This is a genomic window from Anaerobacillus sp. 63XJN7_5_ISO-PGPR-S23-430 (assembly GCF_056173695.1).
On record NZ_CM149686.1, the window covers coordinates 1025201 to 1040842 of the forward strand.

At 39.6% G+C, this 15642-nt stretch carries 20 protein-coding genes and 1 riboswitch; of the genes, 13 read left to right on the forward strand and 7 right to left on the reverse strand.

The features are described 5' to 3' along the window. Positions 1 to 17: 17 nt before the first annotated feature. On the reverse strand, positions 18 to 851 hold the full coding sequence (locus tag AC0VYJ_RS05535; protein ID WP_475366774.1) for a DUF2935 domain-containing protein: 834 nt from the start codon (positions 849 to 851) through the stop codon (positions 18 to 20). A gap of 176 nt (positions 852 to 1027) precedes the next feature. On the opposite strand from AC0VYJ_RS05535, the gene AC0VYJ_RS05540 reads away from it, so the two are divergent. The 5 genes from AC0VYJ_RS05540 to AC0VYJ_RS05560 all read left to right on the forward strand — a co-directional run bounded on the left by AC0VYJ_RS05540 (position 1028) and on the right by AC0VYJ_RS05560 (position 3925). Next, positions 1028 to 1231: a PspC domain-containing protein gene (locus tag AC0VYJ_RS05540; RefSeq protein ID WP_430245699.1), complete on the forward strand. Its 204-nt coding sequence runs from the start codon at positions 1028 to 1030 to the stop codon at positions 1229 to 1231. Between the two features lie 41 nt (positions 1232 to 1272). After that, the gene (locus tag AC0VYJ_RS05545; protein ID WP_371018103.1) at positions 1273 to 1479 is read left to right on the forward strand and encodes a hypothetical protein; all 207 of its coding nucleotides are present in this window, start codon (positions 1273 to 1275) and stop codon (positions 1477 to 1479) included. A gap of 193 nt (positions 1480 to 1672) precedes the next feature. Beyond that, positions 1673 to 2521 carry a MerR family transcriptional regulator gene (locus AC0VYJ_RS05550; protein ID WP_475366775.1) on the forward strand — a complete coding sequence of 283 codons (849 nt, stop codon included), beginning with the start codon at positions 1673 to 1675 and terminating at the stop codon, positions 2519 to 2521. Positions 2522 to 2650: 129 nt separating this feature from the next. Beyond that, positions 2651 to 3358, forward strand: coding sequence for an MBL fold metallo-hydrolase (locus AC0VYJ_RS05555; protein ID WP_475366776.1), 708 nt, complete (start codon positions 2651 to 2653; stop codon positions 3356 to 3358). After that, on the forward strand, positions 3359 to 3925 hold the full coding sequence (locus AC0VYJ_RS05560) for a TetR/AcrR family transcriptional regulator (RefSeq protein WP_475366777.1): 567 nt from the start codon (positions 3359 to 3361) through the stop codon (positions 3923 to 3925). A 64-nt stretch (positions 3926 to 3989) separates the two neighbouring features. Here AC0VYJ_RS05560 and AC0VYJ_RS05565 read toward each other — a convergent pair whose 3' ends face one another. After that, positions 3990 to 4829 (reverse strand): STAS domain-containing protein, encoded by an 840-nt coding sequence (locus tag AC0VYJ_RS05565; RefSeq protein WP_475366778.1) that lies wholly within the window; start codon positions 4827 to 4829, stop codon positions 3990 to 3992. Between the two features lie 930 nt (positions 4830 to 5759). Between AC0VYJ_RS05565 and AC0VYJ_RS05570 the strand changes: the two genes are divergently transcribed. Further along, positions 5760 to 6539, forward strand: a complete 780-nt coding sequence (locus tag AC0VYJ_RS05570) for an SDR family oxidoreductase (RefSeq protein ID WP_475366779.1) — start codon at positions 5760 to 5762, stop codon at positions 6537 to 6539. A gap of 52 nt (positions 6540 to 6591) precedes the next feature. Here AC0VYJ_RS05570 and AC0VYJ_RS05575 read toward each other — a convergent pair whose 3' ends face one another. Beyond that, positions 6592 to 7551 (reverse strand): sodium:calcium antiporter, encoded by a 960-nt coding sequence (locus AC0VYJ_RS05575; protein WP_430245711.1) that lies wholly within the window; start codon positions 7549 to 7551, stop codon positions 6592 to 6594. A 243-nt stretch (positions 7552 to 7794) separates the two neighbouring features. Between AC0VYJ_RS05575 and AC0VYJ_RS05580 the strand changes: the two genes are divergently transcribed. The 4 genes from AC0VYJ_RS05580 (at position 7795) to AC0VYJ_RS05595 (ending at position 8900) form a co-directional block, all read left to right on the forward strand. After that, positions 7795 to 8082, forward strand: a complete 288-nt coding sequence (locus AC0VYJ_RS05580) for a DUF3784 domain-containing protein (protein WP_430245713.1) — start codon at positions 7795 to 7797, stop codon at positions 8080 to 8082. A 109-nt stretch (positions 8083 to 8191) separates the two neighbouring features. After that, positions 8192 to 8470 (forward strand): hypothetical protein, encoded by a 279-nt coding sequence (locus AC0VYJ_RS05585; protein ID WP_430245714.1) that lies wholly within the window; start codon positions 8192 to 8194, stop codon positions 8468 to 8470. Beyond that, a complete protein-coding gene (locus AC0VYJ_RS05590) occupies positions 8467 to 8658 on the forward strand; it encodes a hypothetical protein (RefSeq protein ID WP_475366780.1) in 192 nt (63 codons plus the stop codon). Before AC0VYJ_RS05585 ends, AC0VYJ_RS05590 begins: the two co-directional genes overlap by 4 nt. After that, the gene (locus AC0VYJ_RS05595; RefSeq protein ID WP_427392234.1) at positions 8655 to 8900 is read left to right on the forward strand and encodes a hypothetical protein; all 246 of its coding nucleotides are present in this window, start codon (positions 8655 to 8657) and stop codon (positions 8898 to 8900) included. Before AC0VYJ_RS05590 ends, AC0VYJ_RS05595 begins: the two co-directional genes overlap by 4 nt. A gap of 45 nt (positions 8901 to 8945) precedes the next feature. Here the strand turns inward: AC0VYJ_RS05595 and AC0VYJ_RS05600 are convergent, their stop codons facing one another. Beyond that, positions 8946 to 9821 (reverse strand): LysR family transcriptional regulator, encoded by an 876-nt coding sequence (locus AC0VYJ_RS05600; RefSeq protein WP_475366781.1) that lies wholly within the window; start codon positions 9819 to 9821, stop codon positions 8946 to 8948. A 117-nt stretch (positions 9822 to 9938) separates the two neighbouring features. On the opposite strand from AC0VYJ_RS05600, the gene AC0VYJ_RS05605 reads away from it, so the two are divergent. Beyond that, positions 9939 to 10472 carry a flavodoxin family protein gene (locus tag AC0VYJ_RS05605; RefSeq protein WP_475366782.1) on the forward strand — a complete coding sequence of 178 codons (534 nt, stop codon included), beginning with the start codon at positions 9939 to 9941 and terminating at the stop codon, positions 10470 to 10472. Between the two features lie 54 nt (positions 10473 to 10526). Here the strand turns inward: AC0VYJ_RS05605 and AC0VYJ_RS05610 are convergent, their stop codons facing one another. Both AC0VYJ_RS05610 and AC0VYJ_RS05615 read right to left on the reverse strand, forming a co-directional pair. After that, entirely contained in the window at positions 10527 to 10955 is a 429-nt protein-coding gene (locus AC0VYJ_RS05610; protein WP_194220553.1) for a hypothetical protein, read from the reverse strand. A gap of 146 nt (positions 10956 to 11101) precedes the next feature. Then, positions 11102 to 12394, reverse strand: coding sequence for an NCS2 family permease (locus tag AC0VYJ_RS05615; RefSeq protein ID WP_430245720.1), 1293 nt, complete (start codon positions 12392 to 12394; stop codon positions 11102 to 11104). A gap of 65 nt (positions 12395 to 12459) precedes the next feature. Next, positions 12460 to 12560: riboswitch (purine riboswitch) on the reverse strand. Between the two features lie 200 nt (positions 12561 to 12760). Here AC0VYJ_RS05615 and AC0VYJ_RS05620 point away from each other — a divergent pair. Continuing rightward, positions 12761 to 12931 carry an aspartyl-phosphate phosphatase Spo0E family protein gene (locus AC0VYJ_RS05620; protein ID WP_194220555.1) on the forward strand — a complete coding sequence of 57 codons (171 nt, stop codon included), beginning with the start codon at positions 12761 to 12763 and terminating at the stop codon, positions 12929 to 12931. Between the two features lie 64 nt (positions 12932 to 12995). Here the strand turns inward: AC0VYJ_RS05620 and glnA are convergent, their stop codons facing one another. Continuing rightward, the gene (gene glnA, locus AC0VYJ_RS05625) at positions 12996 to 14318 is read right to left on the reverse strand and encodes a type I glutamate--ammonia ligase (protein ID WP_430245722.1); all 1323 of its coding nucleotides are present in this window, start codon (positions 14316 to 14318) and stop codon (positions 12996 to 12998) included. A 335-nt stretch (positions 14319 to 14653) separates the two neighbouring features. On the opposite strand from glnA, the gene AC0VYJ_RS05630 reads away from it, so the two are divergent. Further along, entirely contained in the window at positions 14654 to 15616 is a 963-nt protein-coding gene (locus AC0VYJ_RS05630) for an iron-hydroxamate ABC transporter substrate-binding protein (RefSeq protein WP_475366783.1), read from the forward strand. Positions 15617 to 15642 lie beyond the last annotated feature (26 nt).

A 15642-nucleotide genomic window follows, 5' to 3' on the forward strand; every position in this document is an offset into this window, starting at 1 on the left:
GCATAATTGATGAGTCTTCATTCTTTTGGTGGCAAATAGGAAGGTTTCGTTAATGAACAAGAAGGCGCTGGAATCGATGGAGCATAGTGGCTAAGATGAGCTAGGAAATAACAGCTTTCAGGAAAATGATGTTCAAGAAATCGTAATGTCGTATTGTTAAGAACTTCATCGATTTTATAAAGAGACATCACTTCTTCAACAAGAGCGTTTAAATCTTGAATCGAATGAGCGACTTCATCTGCAAATCGTTGCTGAGCTCGAAAGCCAGATGGTGTAAAGCGAAGAAAACCGCGCATGGCTCTGTTTTTTGAGATATACACACGAAATTGGTTTTGAATAGTTTGGGCTTTCGTGATGAATTCGACTTCAATCGGATCGAGAATATCAATTAATAGCGAGGCGTGGCCAACTTGATCAGTTAACCATAAGTCCATTAAGTCGAGAAGAGAAAGAGGGGGCGGCACCTTTCCTTCGATGTAGAAAGTAAGCAGACGCAAATATTCTTCATTCTCATCTAGCGTTCCATTAAAGTAAGATGGACTTAGGTTAATGTTGATTTCGTTCCGAATTCTAAGCCGTTGTATCGTGCCTTCGAAATTGAAATAGGCCCTTGCCAGGTGATAAGCTTTACGTGAAAAGGAAATCATAGCGTCAGAGCTTGCAGGTTCGTCACGCTTAAGAGGTGTGAGTTGCTCGCAAAGCTCTTCGAAGGCCATAGCAAACTGATTCGCTTCATTCACAAATTTATGTTCCGACGGGGATAAGTAATCACGTACAAAGATCGCGTGATCAGCAAGAATTTCAATCCAGAAATGATGTTCTTGCCATGGAGTAAGTGATGTCTGGACCAAGTGGGGTGCCTCCTTTGGGCGTAGTCTTTTAGTTTAAAGTATGAAGCATAGCTCAGGTTATACCAATGAACGCTCTTTCTGATTCATCATTTAACGAATGATTTTGTTGTAATTGAAACTAATTCGCTTTGAATACGTAAAGAATAGTAAGAAACAAAATGAATGGAGAGTGCCGTATGAAGAAAATCTACAAATCAACGACGAATAAAAAATTAGCGGGTGTTTTAGGCGGATTAAGTGAGGTAATGAATGTAGACGCTAATATATTAAGGATTGCTTACATCGCACTAACGCTCTTAACATCTGGAATCTTTGTGCTAGTTTACTTTGGAGCTGCTCTTATGCTCCCTTCAGATCAGGATGTTAAGTTTAAAGATTAACAAGAAGGATGCTTACGTTAGTCTTTCTGTTGGAGGTTTAAATGAAGAAAAACGGTTTTTATTACATCGTGGGAATGATTAGTTCTTTCTTGATATTCTGTTCTGGACTCTTTTCCTTGTTTGGATGGATCGACTTAGTCTCAATCTTTCTTTCTGTGATTTTTGCAGTGATGGGATTCCTCGGGGTTCTTACAAATAGTATGCAGCTGAAGATGGCTTTGAAAGAAAGCTATACAAATCAGCAATAAGGAAAATTGGTTTTGTAATAACGATCATATTTCCTTCATTGTGTAAGATAAGAAAAAGGGCTTAGCGATTATGCTAAGCCTTTTTTAAGTTGAAGATTGCTTGTGAAATGAACATAATGAAGAGAATGAATGATAACTAATTCTGGTTCATTTAATTCATCACAACACGTTAACGATTAGGAGGGAATGGAGCATGGATCATAAGTTTACAATTGGCCAGATGTCAAAACTCCATGATATTCCTGTAAAAACACTTAGATATTACGATGAAATTGGGCTTTTCAAGCCATTTCAAGTCGATGATCAGACAGGTTATCGCTACTATTGTTTAGAACAATTTAAAAAATTGGACATGATTTGGTATTTGAAAAAGATGGGCATTCCGTTAAAAGAAATAAAGAAAAAAGTAGAGCATAGCACCGTTGATGAATTTATTGAAATACTATCTGAATATGAACGAATTAATGATGAGAAAATCAATGAATTAGTAAAGATGAAGAAGCATTTGAAAACGAAGATATTGGATTTAAAGCAATCGAGGGATATTCATTTCATTGGTGAACCGCAAATTCGTACACTCCCTCATCGCTATCTATTAGCCATTCAGGGGCAGTTCCATACGCTAGATGATATTGAAAGCGTGCTTCGCGGTTTAAAGAAGGAAATTGATCATGTTACTCCGATTATGGTTGGGAAAGTAGGGTTTATTCTATCAGTGGATCATATGAAAACACGAGAAACGATGGAATATGACGGATTGTTTATTTTAATTGAAGATGATAGTGAAATAGATCAACAAAAGATTATGACACTTGAAGAGGGGGAGTATGCGAGTGTTTATATGAGAGAAGGGAGAGAGAAAGATAATGCTTATTATCATACCCTATTGAACTTCGTATCTGAACAGGGTTATGAGCCAGATGGACCTTTTTTCATTCGACAAATTGTTGACTCGTTTATCTCACATAAAGAGAATGAACGTTTGCGAGAGATTCAAATAAAAGTACGAGCTGTAGGAGAGAAGAAGTCCTTCCTAAAATAGAAGACACCTCTTATTTTTTTCTTTTGTCCACCTATCCTTAATATATATGTTCGGAAAATATAGCTTGTATAACTAATGGTGTTAGTTATACTTAAACTAACACCATTAGTTTAAGGGGGAGAATAAGACATGAGAATAATAAAGGAACAAACCGTCTATCAGCTTTCTTTCATGGCCAATTGGTTCCCTGTTAATTGTTATTTCGTTGAAGAAGAGGAGAGCTTAACGTTAATCGATGCAGCCCTTTCTTTTAGTAAAAACGCTATTCTAAAGGCGGCCGCTCAAATTGGGAAGCCGATCAACCGCATCATTATTACACATGCACATACGGATCATATGGGAGCACTTGATGGGTTAAAGGCAAGTCTTCCTCATGCGGAAATTCATCTTCCTCAAAGAGAGTTAAAATTGTTAAACGGTGATTCATCACTCGAGCCTGGTGAAGGAGATCTTCCAGTGAAGGGTGGCGTACCTAGAAACAGTAAGACGCAGCCAGATGTTCTTCTTAAAGAAGGAGATATGGTTGGCTCACTGATCGCGATTGAGGCTCCGGGACACACGCCTGGCATGATGGCTTTTATAGATAAACGAAATCAAATACTAATAGCCGCAGATGCGCTCCAAACGAAGGGAGGCATAGCGATAGCTGGTGATTTGCGCTGGCGGTTTCCATTTCCTGCTCTGGCTACGTGGGACAAGGAGCGTGCGATTGCCACAGTGGAAAAGCTAGCTTCGTTTAACCCATCCGTTATTGGTGTGGGGCATGGAGATTTTCTATATGAACCAGAAGCGTTGAAAAACGCTATCCTTCAAGCAAAAAAGCGGGTGAAGGGATAAGTGAAAATCACAAAGGATATCGTGATTCAAGAAGCACTCGCCATTGCAGAGCGAGAAAATTATTCAAAGGTAACGATGGCAACCATTGCCCGTCGTCTATCGATAAAACCTCCTTCACTTTATAACCATTTCGATGGCTTAGATGACATCAAAAATGGTATGGCTGTTTCAGCGTTGAACCAGTTCTTCAATTGGTTGTCAGAGAAGACTGAACACCAGACGGAAGGGAGAGAAACCATTCTAGCCTTAACAGAGGCGTACATAACCTTTGCACTTCAGCACCCAGGTTTGTATGAAGCTACTTTAATGGCGGCGAATCCTCTTCAGTCTGATGTCCAAGAAGCTGGAGAAGCGATTGTCACCTTAACGATGGAGGCGTTTGAGCCATATCACTTGTCAGAAATGGAAAAAATCCATATCGTCCGAGGGCTTCGGAGCTTTCTACATGGCATGGTTGATTTGTATCGTAAAGGCGGTTTTCAGCGACCCATTGCGTTGGAAGAATCTTACCGGATAATTGTTGAGACCTATTTGAGTGGATTAGTAAATCAGAGAACAATAGAATGAGAAAGCATCATAAAAGGAGAAGACCGTGAGGCGGCTTTCTCCTTTTTAGTATGATTTAATTGTTTTAAGAAGGTGTTGCCTCAGCTGAAATGGCCTGCGCCAGGTTTGAAGTGATGCGAATTTCACCGAAGTCGATGCCTAGTTGAACGGCTGTTTGAGCAATTTCGGGACGAATACCAGACAGTGTAGCAGTAACACCAATTAATTTAAGCCCAGTAATCAGCTGGAAAATTTGTTGAGCTACCCGTGTATCGACGAGATACACGCCAGATAAGTCTATGAAAAGGTGATCGACTCGTTTACTTGTACACCCTTCAAGCGTGTTCTCGAAAATGGCCGATGCTCGATCGGAGTCAATGTCACCGACTAGCGGCAGGAGAGCTTTTCCGTTAGGCAGGTCAATCAAGGGGGAGCTTAGTTCATTAATCGTTTGTTGTTGTTCTTCAATACGGGCGTTCAAATGATTTGATTTTTCTTCAACGACGCGGGTCATGAGCACATCAATGGCTTCAATCACAGCATACTTCCAGATATCAATACTTTTCTGTGAGACAAGATCTTCTGCTTCTTTTATATACAGATCAATGAAGTCCATATATTGCTCGCGTACGCGCAGAAATTCCCTCATAATCAGATGAGTGGGAGTGTTCAAATGTTCAGGATCACGTCCAATTTCTCGTACCCAGTCTTCGAATTCCTCAAAGAATTCGTCTTTCTTCATAATGAAGATTTTGCACAAATGTAGGTGGAATTCAAAATTCTGAGCTTTAAGTCCTTTAATGACTTCTGGATCAGTAGAAGAATAAACACCAGTTCCACTTTTATCAAGTGATGCATACCAATCTTCTGTTAATTGTTCTGCTTTATTTAATAAAAATTGATAAAGTTCTTTGTTTCTTTGCATGAATAAGTGCTCCTCTCGATCCTTTATAATTATTTCGATTATTTGGAAGGTAAAGTCGTTGTGCTCACTCTATCTGTAGCAAAATGAGAAATTTCCTTCTTTGTATTCATTATACCAAGCTTTCACCTAATCAACGATTGGATTTACTTATCTAGTTTAAACTATTTCTTAGATTGTCTCAGGAAATAGAAAGATACTCTCTTATAATAGAACATAAAAGGAGTACCTTTTGATGAAGCTCTGTTTTTATTTAATAGTAATTGTTGAATTATGAGACGCTAGAACGATGAGTATTGGTAAGCTTGAGGCAAAGTTTGGTTATGGCTATGGAGAGGTGCTTTTCATTACTAAGTAGTCTAGGCGAGGTCCAAATCTGAGTGAAAAGCTTCGTGATTATTTCTTCGTGATCAGATCGAGGAGTGTCACTATTGCATAGGATGCGAGAGACGTGGTGAATATATGTATCATACAATTCATTCAATGAACTTCTGTCTTTGGAAATAAGCTTTTGAATGAGTTGATTTTGGCTCTGCATGTTTTAGCTCCTTAAAATAATAGTCATAATTTTGTAATTCCACTGCAACAATTATTTCAAACTCTAAATTCTTGAATTCGAGATATATAATGTGCGATTTATGTTTAATAGAGAGTTTATTTTACGGAATTTTCTTGAAATTACAGACAACTATTTGATATAGTGAATGCGGAGATGTATGGAGAGGGGATCATGAACATGTGTGGACAAATCCTGTAATGGTTTAGATTTATTGATAATCCTATTTAAGTAGGGATAGGTATGTCAATGGAACCTATACAGGGGACACCGCGTTCATGATTGATAAATGATCAGGACAGGGCCTTAGGCTGCTGTCCTTTTTCGAATCATCTCCTTTCACATTGGTCAGGTGTTCCTCATAAGGAGGAAATTAAATGAATAACCAAAGGAATCGCATTGCCATTGTTACAGGCGTTAGCCGTCCGAACGGGATTGGTGCTAGCATATGTCGTGAGCTTGCTAGGAAGGGCCATGATATTTTCTTTACTCATTATTTGAAGTATGACGTTAGCACAGGTTATAAGGATGCTACCGAGACGTTCCCAGTCATCTTTAAAAAAGAGCTGCAGGAAATGGGCGTTATAGCTGAAGAAATGGAACTGGATTTAAGTGAGCCTAATGCATCAGAGGACCTTATAGCACAAGTGAAGAAAATGACCGGAGAGCTAGCGATTCTAGTGAACAATGCGACCCATTGTGTAGAAGTGGATCATGATGAATTATCAGCGGAAATCATTGATCAGCACTGTGCTGTTAACGTAAGAGGAACGTGCATGCTGGCTGTTACTTTTGCGAAGCAGTTAAAGAAGCAACAAGCGGAAGGGAGAATCATTAACTTTGTTTCTGGGCAGGATAAAAGCCCACAGCCTGGTAATCTTGCCTATATTACGACAAAAGGAGCGATCTCAGCTTTCACGACATCGCTCTCAACTGAGCTTGCTCCTTACAACATCACGGTTAATGCCATTGATCCTGGACCAACTGATTCAGGGTGGATGGATGATGAACTTCAAACTTTTCTAAAGCCGAAGTTTCCGACAGGACGTATCGGCACGCCTGATGATGCGGCGAGACTGGTTGGTTTTCTAGCGAGTCATGAAGCAAGGTGGATTACAGGACCAATTATTCATTCAGATGGCGGCTTTCGAGACTAACGTTTTTGAGATTATCAAAAAGCGTGCTGACAACAAGTCAGCACGCTTTTCATTAGAACAATACATAGGATACAACAACATATAATAACGCCATTACAAGCGAAGGAGCAGCATAGCGCCACTGACTTCGGAGTGTTTGTGGACGTAGAAGCAAGTACATAATCACGATCGTCATTAACAAACCAAGTCCTGCAATGAAGATGTGAGACAGATCAACTGCAGCTAGAATCGGTCCTTTTCGATAGAGAACATCAGTCAGGGCTAATAGCTGAATGTTAAAGAGATTGCTTCCAAGAATCGAGCCAATCGCCATATTGTAGTTTGCTAGTTTGAAAGCAGCAAGCACTGTGACAAGTTCTGGTAAAGAGGTTGAAGCAGCAATGAGAAAGCTACCGACAAAGCTTGCATTCATACCCGTTGCCTCAGCTAGTCTGTCTCCAGCAATCGATAAAATACTTCCTGATACGAATACAATGAGTGCTGCGACGATAAAGCCAATGACGGCAGTGCGAAGAGAGTAATCTTTTGTAGGGACGTCATCTTGCTCCCCATCGTCGCTTGAAATGTATCTCATTGATAAGACATACAATAATACAATGACAATCATTTCAACCCCGACACCAAATATGGAAATCGTTCCTGGAATTAACAGAGAGACGATTAAAATGACGAGGAAAAGGAGACCGACGAGGGCAGATGGGACATTTGCCTTCGTGTTTACCTTCTGAAACAATCTTCGTCGTCTATAAATTAAGTCTACTACAGCTAAAATTAAAAGGTTAAAAACGTTACTTCCAAGCATGTTACCGACTGCGATATCAGGATTATCGATATACACAGCTGTTAAACTTGTTGTTAATTCTGGAAGTGACGTGGCTCCCGCAATTAAGAATGTCCCTACAACAGCTCCACTTAATGAAGACTTCTTACTAATAACATCACCGAACTGATTCAGGTAAATAGCGGCACCGACAACTACGGCAGCTGCAAGAAGAAAGATAAGAATGATCATGTGTAACTCCTCTCCGCCAGCGCATACAAAAAAACCTGGCACAACAAAATTGTACCAAGGTCTTGCGTACTAAATAGCTTAGCCCGATGAACCAGGTATCGTAATACCGTATTGATGATTCATCAGCCGTTACCGGTCGCTACTCCCCTTGTTACTTTAACTATAGCTCGGTTTAAATTTAAAGTCAACGAGAAGGATTGAACATTGTGTGAGTTTAATAGTAAAAGAAGGGAGGCAGTTTGGATGAATCTAAATTTGTTAGTGATTGGTATTTTAATTCTGATTGTTTCTTATTTGGTAGGCGTAATGAAACAAACGTGGTTATTAGCTGGATTTAATGAAAAAGCGATTCGTGATAAAGCTAGGTTAGGAAGGGTGGTTGGCGGGGGATTTTTACTCCCTTTAGGGGTGATACTTATTCTTCATAGTTTCATTGCTTATCCATATGATCAATGGGTTCTTGCCTTTGCTATGATTAGTTTATTACTGATCGTTTCTGTGTATATCAATCAAAAATTAGTTGAGAAATAGCGGTTAATAGAGAATGGAACTTCCCTCTTCTCCAAAAAAATGAATGAAACTTCTTTCTCATCTCAGTCGTAAAAGAAGAAAGCGATTTATTGAGAGAGGAGGTAGAGAGATGATCGAAGTAATCGTAACGATTATTTTCTCAATCGTCTTTTTAATAGGGATCTATGTACAAGTAACGAGAAGAAAACGGATGGGTTTAACGGGCTTTAAATCAGCTATTTCCCCGAGTTGTTTCTTGATCAGTGCTGCGCTCAATCCTTTAGGCTACTGGTTTGGTTTCCTCGGATTATATAGTTTACTAGGATCAATGCTTTTTCTATTAATAGGAGCTTACTTTGTAAAAGAGATGCAGATGCCAAAAGCACATGAAAGAAGGGAGAACGTATGAAGGGGAAGGCTATACTATTTACAGCATTACTTATGTGCATTACGATGATGAGTTTGCTATCCATTTACTACATACATAAACCTTCCGATGGTATTGCCATTGAAGTAATGATCTCTATGGCTGTTGGTGGAACGTTCATACTACTACAGTGTAAGGGGAGAAGTCGTAGTGGGGAGGACAAAGAATGAAGTTGCTAAGAGTTTTCTTGTTGGTTGTTATCATTGGCGCTGCTAGCAGCATCGCTTGGCTCGGTTTTTCTGGTGGGAACGAAAACCTGTTTCGATTAGTCATCAGCATCACCGTATTCGCATCTCTTTGTTTCTTTTATATAGAAGAAACAAAGAAAAAGCAGCGAAGAGTGACGCTGATTTTCATAGGACTTAGTCTTTTTTCAGTAGTAGCTGGAATTGTTCAATTAATGAATAGCTAACAAGCGCAATAGGTCAACAGAGTCCCTAATGGATTCTGTTGTTGTCTACTTCTCCATCAGATCGATAAATTGTTGCAGCGGTGGTGAAATCCATTTTCGTTTTTTGTATACAATCTGCGTGTAGAGAGTGATGTCATTCGAATGAAATGGAAGCACGGCAACAAGCCCATTTTGAATTTCTCGTTCAACCGCTATTCTTGGTAGAAGCGCAATTCCGAGTTGATCCGCGACACATTGCTTAATGGCTTCAAGACTACTGAATGAAATGATCGACTTCGCTTGTACGTTTGCATCTTTTAGCCATTTTTCTAGAAGAACTCGATAGGCGCAGCCTTCTTCGGTCAGAATGAGCGTTTCCTCCTCTAATTTCTTTAAATCCAATTCATCAAGTTTTGTGAAGTGATGTTGGGGAGGGGCAATTATGACCATTTCTTCCTGACGAATGGGGATCGTTTTTAGATCAGGATGATGTTGTAATTGGTCTAACAAAATAGTGATATCGTACGTGCCATCTACTGTGCCACCAATTAAATTTTGACACTGACCCGATTCAAGTCGGATGCGTAATTCAGGATGCTTTTCTTTGAGCGCTTTAATATAAGGCGTAATATAATACGCCGCAAGTGTTTCGCCAGTTCCAATGCGAATGGTCCCTTTTAAATTGGCATCCGTTCGAAGATGAGCTTCTGCTTCATCTGCAAGCTTGATGATTTCCTTCACGTAATCATGAAGCTGTTCTCCTGATGGCGTTAATCTCATTTTCCTTCCAACACGCTCAAACAGTTTCACGTGATAAAAGTCTTCAAGCTTCTTGATTTGCGTCGTTACACTGGACTGAGCATAACCGAGTTCTTCTGCTGTTTGTGTGTAGCTTCCTGATCGAACGACTTCATTAAAAGTATAAAAGTAATTTAAATCCATCAGACCCTCCATTAATAATTTCGATAGTTAGTATCAATTATTATAGATAACGTTGATGTTTGTTGCAATGATATACTTCTAATGAATAGACGCTTCACTGTAAAAGGAGAGTGTAGTATGAAGATTTTGGCACTATTAGGGAGTACTCGTGAAAATGGTAACTCAGAGTACCTGACAAAAAGAATGCTCGAAGGTACGAACCATACGATCGTTTCTCTTGCAGATAAACACATCAATTCCATTGTCGATGAGAGACATTCAGAAGAAGGGTTCTCACCAGTAGAGGATGATTATGAGGAGTTGCTTGAACTAGTGTTAACGCATGATGTTCTCGTTTTCTCAACACCTCTATACTGGTATGGGATGAGCGGTCCAATGAAGAATTTCTTTGATCGCTGGTCGCAATATTTACGTGATGAACAATTAAATTTAAAAGAAGAGCTAACAAAGAAAAAAGCATATGTGATCGTAACAGGCGGAAGCAGTGCGAAAATGAAAGGACTTCCTCTTATTCAGCAATTTAGCTATATCTTTGAGTTCGTGAAAATGGAGTTCGTCGATTACGTCATCGGTAGCGGTGTGAAGCCGGGGGAAGTAAAGGAAGATCAGTTAGCGCTGGATAAGATAGCGAAGTGGAGAAGTGAGTTTTAGAGAAAGCACGGAAAAGGACGAGATCACTGAGATCTCGTCCTTTTCCGTGTTTTTTTATTGTCCGTTTTGAAACTGCTGATCGAGTTCCCTTAATTTATCGTACGACTCGACTAGGTCATCAGGAACCAATTTCCGCCCAAAATCCCAGGCATTTCGTTCGATTTCAGCAAGAAACTTTTGCTGCTCCTCTTCTTCCTCATACATTAAAATCCTGAGGTCATGTCTGTGCTTCTTAAAATCTAAGTAGTACCCGATCTCATGATATAAAAGGATTTTCGCGATATTTTCTTCGGTTTCTTTTAGTTTGAAATTTACTTTGGCTTGATAGCCGTTCAATTGTAAGTAGTTAAACTTAATTGTATTCGTCGATACGTTATAGCTCATAGGAGCGTTTAGCTCATTGTTAAATTCATAGTTGATTGGTAATTGGTGAAATGCCAATGTGTCTTTAACCAATTCTTCAATATCCCATATATATAGCATGTTTTTAATCACTACCTTTTTTGTAAAGCTTTTCTCGTTAATGCCTTATTTTAAACTATCCACCGCAATACTACCACTATTTTTTCAAGTTGAAACAGTGTGGATTAAAAAAAGGGACATTTCAGCTGAAATGTCCCTTTGTAACGTTATAGAAAGATAAAGTAAAGAATGAACAAAGCACCGAGTGTATACATGATCGGATGAACCTGCTTCCATTCTTTTTTCGCGATCATTGCAAATGGATAAAGAATGAAACCGAGGGCGATCCCTGTTGCCACGCTAAACGTGAGTGGCATCATGATGATGGTGACAAAAGCAGGGATCACTACTTCTAATCTGCTCCAATCAATTTGCTTCACTTCTGTTGCCATAAGGGCACCAACGATAATTAAGGCTGGGGCCGTTACTTCAGGTGTTATCACGCCAAGAATGGGTGAGAAGAAGAGAGCAATAAAGAAGCAAATCGATATTACGACAGATGTGAATCCAGTTCGGCCACCAACGGCAACGCCAGCAGATGATTCTACGAATGAGGCAGTCGTTGATGTACCGAAGATCGCTCCAACAACTCCAGATGTAGAATCAGCAAGTAGCGCGCGTCCCGCATTCGGAATTTCGTTGTTTTTCATAAGTCCGGCCTGACTTGCCACGGCGATAAGAGCACCCGCCGTGTCGAAGAAGGCAACGAATAAGAATGTGAAAATAACTGCTAGAATTTCAGGCGAGAAAATATCTCCTAAATGTTGAAAGACAACACCAAAAGTTGGTTCAAGACTTGGTACCTGTCCAACAACCGAGCCTGGTACCTGCACAAGACCAATAATCATTCCAATAATCGTAGTGATGACAATTCCGTAAAAAATACCACCGCGAATGCCGCGTATCAACATCATTAAGGTAATAACAAACCCAAAAGCAGCTAAAGCCGTCGTAGGATTTGTAAGCTGTCCGATCGAAATAAACGTTTCTTCGTTTCCAACGACGATCCCTGCATTCTTAAGTCCAACAAAAGCGATAAAGAAACCAATTCCAGCTGCAATGGCGTGCTTTAAGTCTTTTGGTATGACGTTAATAATTTTCTCTCGTATTTTAAGTAAGCTAAGAATCATAAAGATAATCCCGGCTATAAAGACGCCTGTGAGTGCAATTTCCCAATCAATTCCCATCCCAATTACAACGGAGAAGGTGAAGAAAGAGTTTAATCCCATACTCGGAGCAATGCCGACAGGGAAGTTTGCGAGTAGGCCAATTAGTAAGGACCCGACGATTGCAGATAGAGCAGTTGCTGTGAAGAGTGCGCCTTTATCAATGCCTGCTTCACTAAGGATAATGGGGTTAACAACTAATATATATGCCATGGATAGAAACGTTGTAACCCCAGCTAACGTTTCTTTTCGGTAATTCGTTTCCCGCTCAGTGAACTGGAAGAAGTTTTTCATGATGGACCCTCCTGATCAATAAAAAAACTCTGGCCAGCAACCAGAGTCAAATCACAAGGAATATGAATGTATTCATTATTCCTTGTAGACAAGCCATTTTCGGTAGCTGGTAGAAACGTTCAGGCCGTATTCCTGAACTTATACAAGGTTTATTTAGATGAAATTTATAACGAGAATCATAACAATGAAAAAAAGGAGGGTCAATCATTTTAATGAATGTTCCAGTATTCAATGTTTTCGCACTTGTATTACAAATGTGTTAATGATTAGCGAAATGTTAAAAATTATGTAATTTGTAAGAATATGAAACAGTCAAGCTTTTTTTGTGGTAATGTAATAAAAAGACAAATTATAAGGGAGAGCGCTATGTTGCTACAAAGCCTTGAAGATGAAATTCATACGCTGCGAATGGTGCTTTATGATCTAGGACAAGAAGCTGACGATTATTCAAGTGGGAAAATACTTCTCTTAAGTAAACGATTAGATGAGAAAATAGTGAAGTATCAAAAGCTGAAAAAATACACACGCAACCATTAAGCTTACATCATATAACAAAAAACAAGCTACCTCATCGAGAGGTAGCTTGTTTTTTGTTTACTTACTACTTATTCATGTAACGGTCAACTTCCCACTGACTTACGTTAAGGGAGTATTCGATCCACTCTTTTTGTTTCTCTTCAATATATACTTTTGAAGTATGATCTCCTAATGCTTCCATAACTACCTTATCTTCACGAAGTGACTTGATTGCTTCTTTCAAGTTAGTTGGAAGTGTTGGAACGTCATCTGTGCTTACTTCATACAGGTTACGCGTTTCTGGTGCGCCAGCATCAAGATCATGACGAATACCTTCAAGTCCAGCGTGGATAACAGCAGCTAGCGTTAGGTAAGGGTTAGCTGTTGGATCTGGGTTACGAATTTCAAAACGAGTACCCATGCCACGAGTTGTTGGTACGCGAATCATACAGCTTCGGTTAGAGTGAGACCATGCCACACTTACTGGTGCTTCATAACCAGGAACGAGACGCTTGTATGAGTTAACGTTCGGGTTCGTAATGGCAGCAAGACCATTTGCATGTGAAAGAATACCAGCCATAAATTGCTTCATTGTTTTAGAAATGCCCTCTGGATCGTTCTCATCATAAAATGCGCTTTCGCCTTCAGTGAAGAGGGAAAGGTGACAGTGCATACCAGAGCCGTTCTCACCTGCGATTGGCTTCGGCATGAAAGTAGCATGATAATCGTGACTTGTCGCAACGTCTTTTACAACGTTTTTGAACGTCTGGATGTTATCAGCTGCTTTAATGACGCTATCGAAACGGAAGTTGATTTCATGCTGTCCCTGAGCTACTTCGTGGTGGGAAGCTTCCATTTCAAATCCAAATTTCTTAAGTGTACGGACGATGTCACGACGTACCTGGTCACCTTTATCTTTTGGTGAAGCATCAAAATAACCTGCGCGGTCATTCATCTTACGAATTGGATAACCGTCTTTATCTAGCTTGAAAAGGAAGAATTCTGGTTCAGGGCCAACGTTTACTGTATAACCCATATCCTCAGCTTCCTTCATCGCTCTTTTCAAAATGTAGCGCGGATCCCCTTCGAAAGGTTCGCCGTCTGGTGTATGAATATCACAGATAAAGCGAGCGATACAATCCTGATCAACAGCGTCCGGTAGGACTTTGAATGTTTCAAGGTCAGGGAAGAGATACATATCACTTTCCTGAATATCAGAAAAACCTGCAATGGAAGAGCTGTCAAACATTGCTTCATTATTCATAACGCTTTCCAGTTCTTCAATTGGAAGTTCAACGTTTTTTGTTTCACCAAGCATGTCCGTAAATTCAAGACGAATAAATTCGACTTTCTTTTCTTTTGCTTCCTTCATGATGTCCTGTTGAATACTATTCTTTGTTAGTGTCATGGATTAAATAACCTCACCTTTAATTTTTTTGTTAGTGTCCATTCTAATGATATTTACAGATAATTGTGTTTTTATGTAAGGATTCCTAACATAAAAGTTAAAACACAACAATTTATTTGAATATGTCAGTAATAATAACCTTAGATAAGAGGGGATAAACCACTTTTTTTCTCACAAAAATTTCATAAAGAGACAGAAAGCGCATACAAAACCTTCTATGAAGACATTTTGAAGAATTAAAATTGTTCGTTGATATCTAGACACATGTATTGAGAAGTGTTATCATTCTAAATGATAATGAATCTCAATATCACCAAAGGGGAGAGGTACATATAATGAAAGTTACAAAAAAGAAGGTTACTTTTATCTTGATGCTTGTGCTCGTTCTTATGTTAGCAGCGTGTGGGAACGAGAATGAGAAAAGCGAATCAAGTGAAGGTGAGAAAACCAATGAGATGAAAACTTTTACGTTGCCTGATGGGCAAGAATTTGATATTCCAGCTAATCCTGAACGAATTGTTGCAACCGATTACGTTGGCTACTTCCTGGCGCTTGGAATTACTCCAGTAGGAGCTCCAGATCAATTTGTTCTTGATAATCCTTATTTTACAGAAGAACAAATTGCGGATATTGAAGATATTGGTACGCCGCCATCTGTTGAGAAAGTAACGTCGCTTGACCCGGATTTAATCATTGTGACGGACCAAGAACAATACGATCTCCTTTCTAAAATTGCCCCAACTGTCCTAGTTCCATTCGGAGCATATGATTCACTAGATGAAGAAGTAACGGCTATGGGAGAAATCGCTGGTAAAGAAGATGCAGCGAAAGAGTGGATTGAACAGTTTGATGAAAAGGCAGCCGCAGCGCGTGAAGAACTAGACGGTGTGATTGGGGAAGACGAGACGGTTGGCATATACGAAGTACAAACAAAAGATTTCTATGTTTTTGGAGATAACTTTGGTCGTGGTGGTCAGGTCATCTACGACGCTCTTGAGTTAAAAGCACCTGAGAAGATTCAAAAAGAAGTGATTGAAGGAGACAACTGGAAACAAATTTCACTAGAGGTATTGCCTGAATATGCAGCGGATCACATGTTTTATACCGAGTATGCCGCTGAGGATAATCAAGATGTACTAAAGGAAACGAAGGAAAGTGCTCTTTGGCAGAACCTCGATGCTGTGAAGAATGGTCATCTCTATGAAATGAACTTTGAAGAAATGTATTACTATGATCCAATTGCAGTAGAAGGTCAGCTAGACCAAATCGTGAAAACATTTAAAGAAAACAATGAATAATGAAGAAATCCTGGTGCCTGGCACCG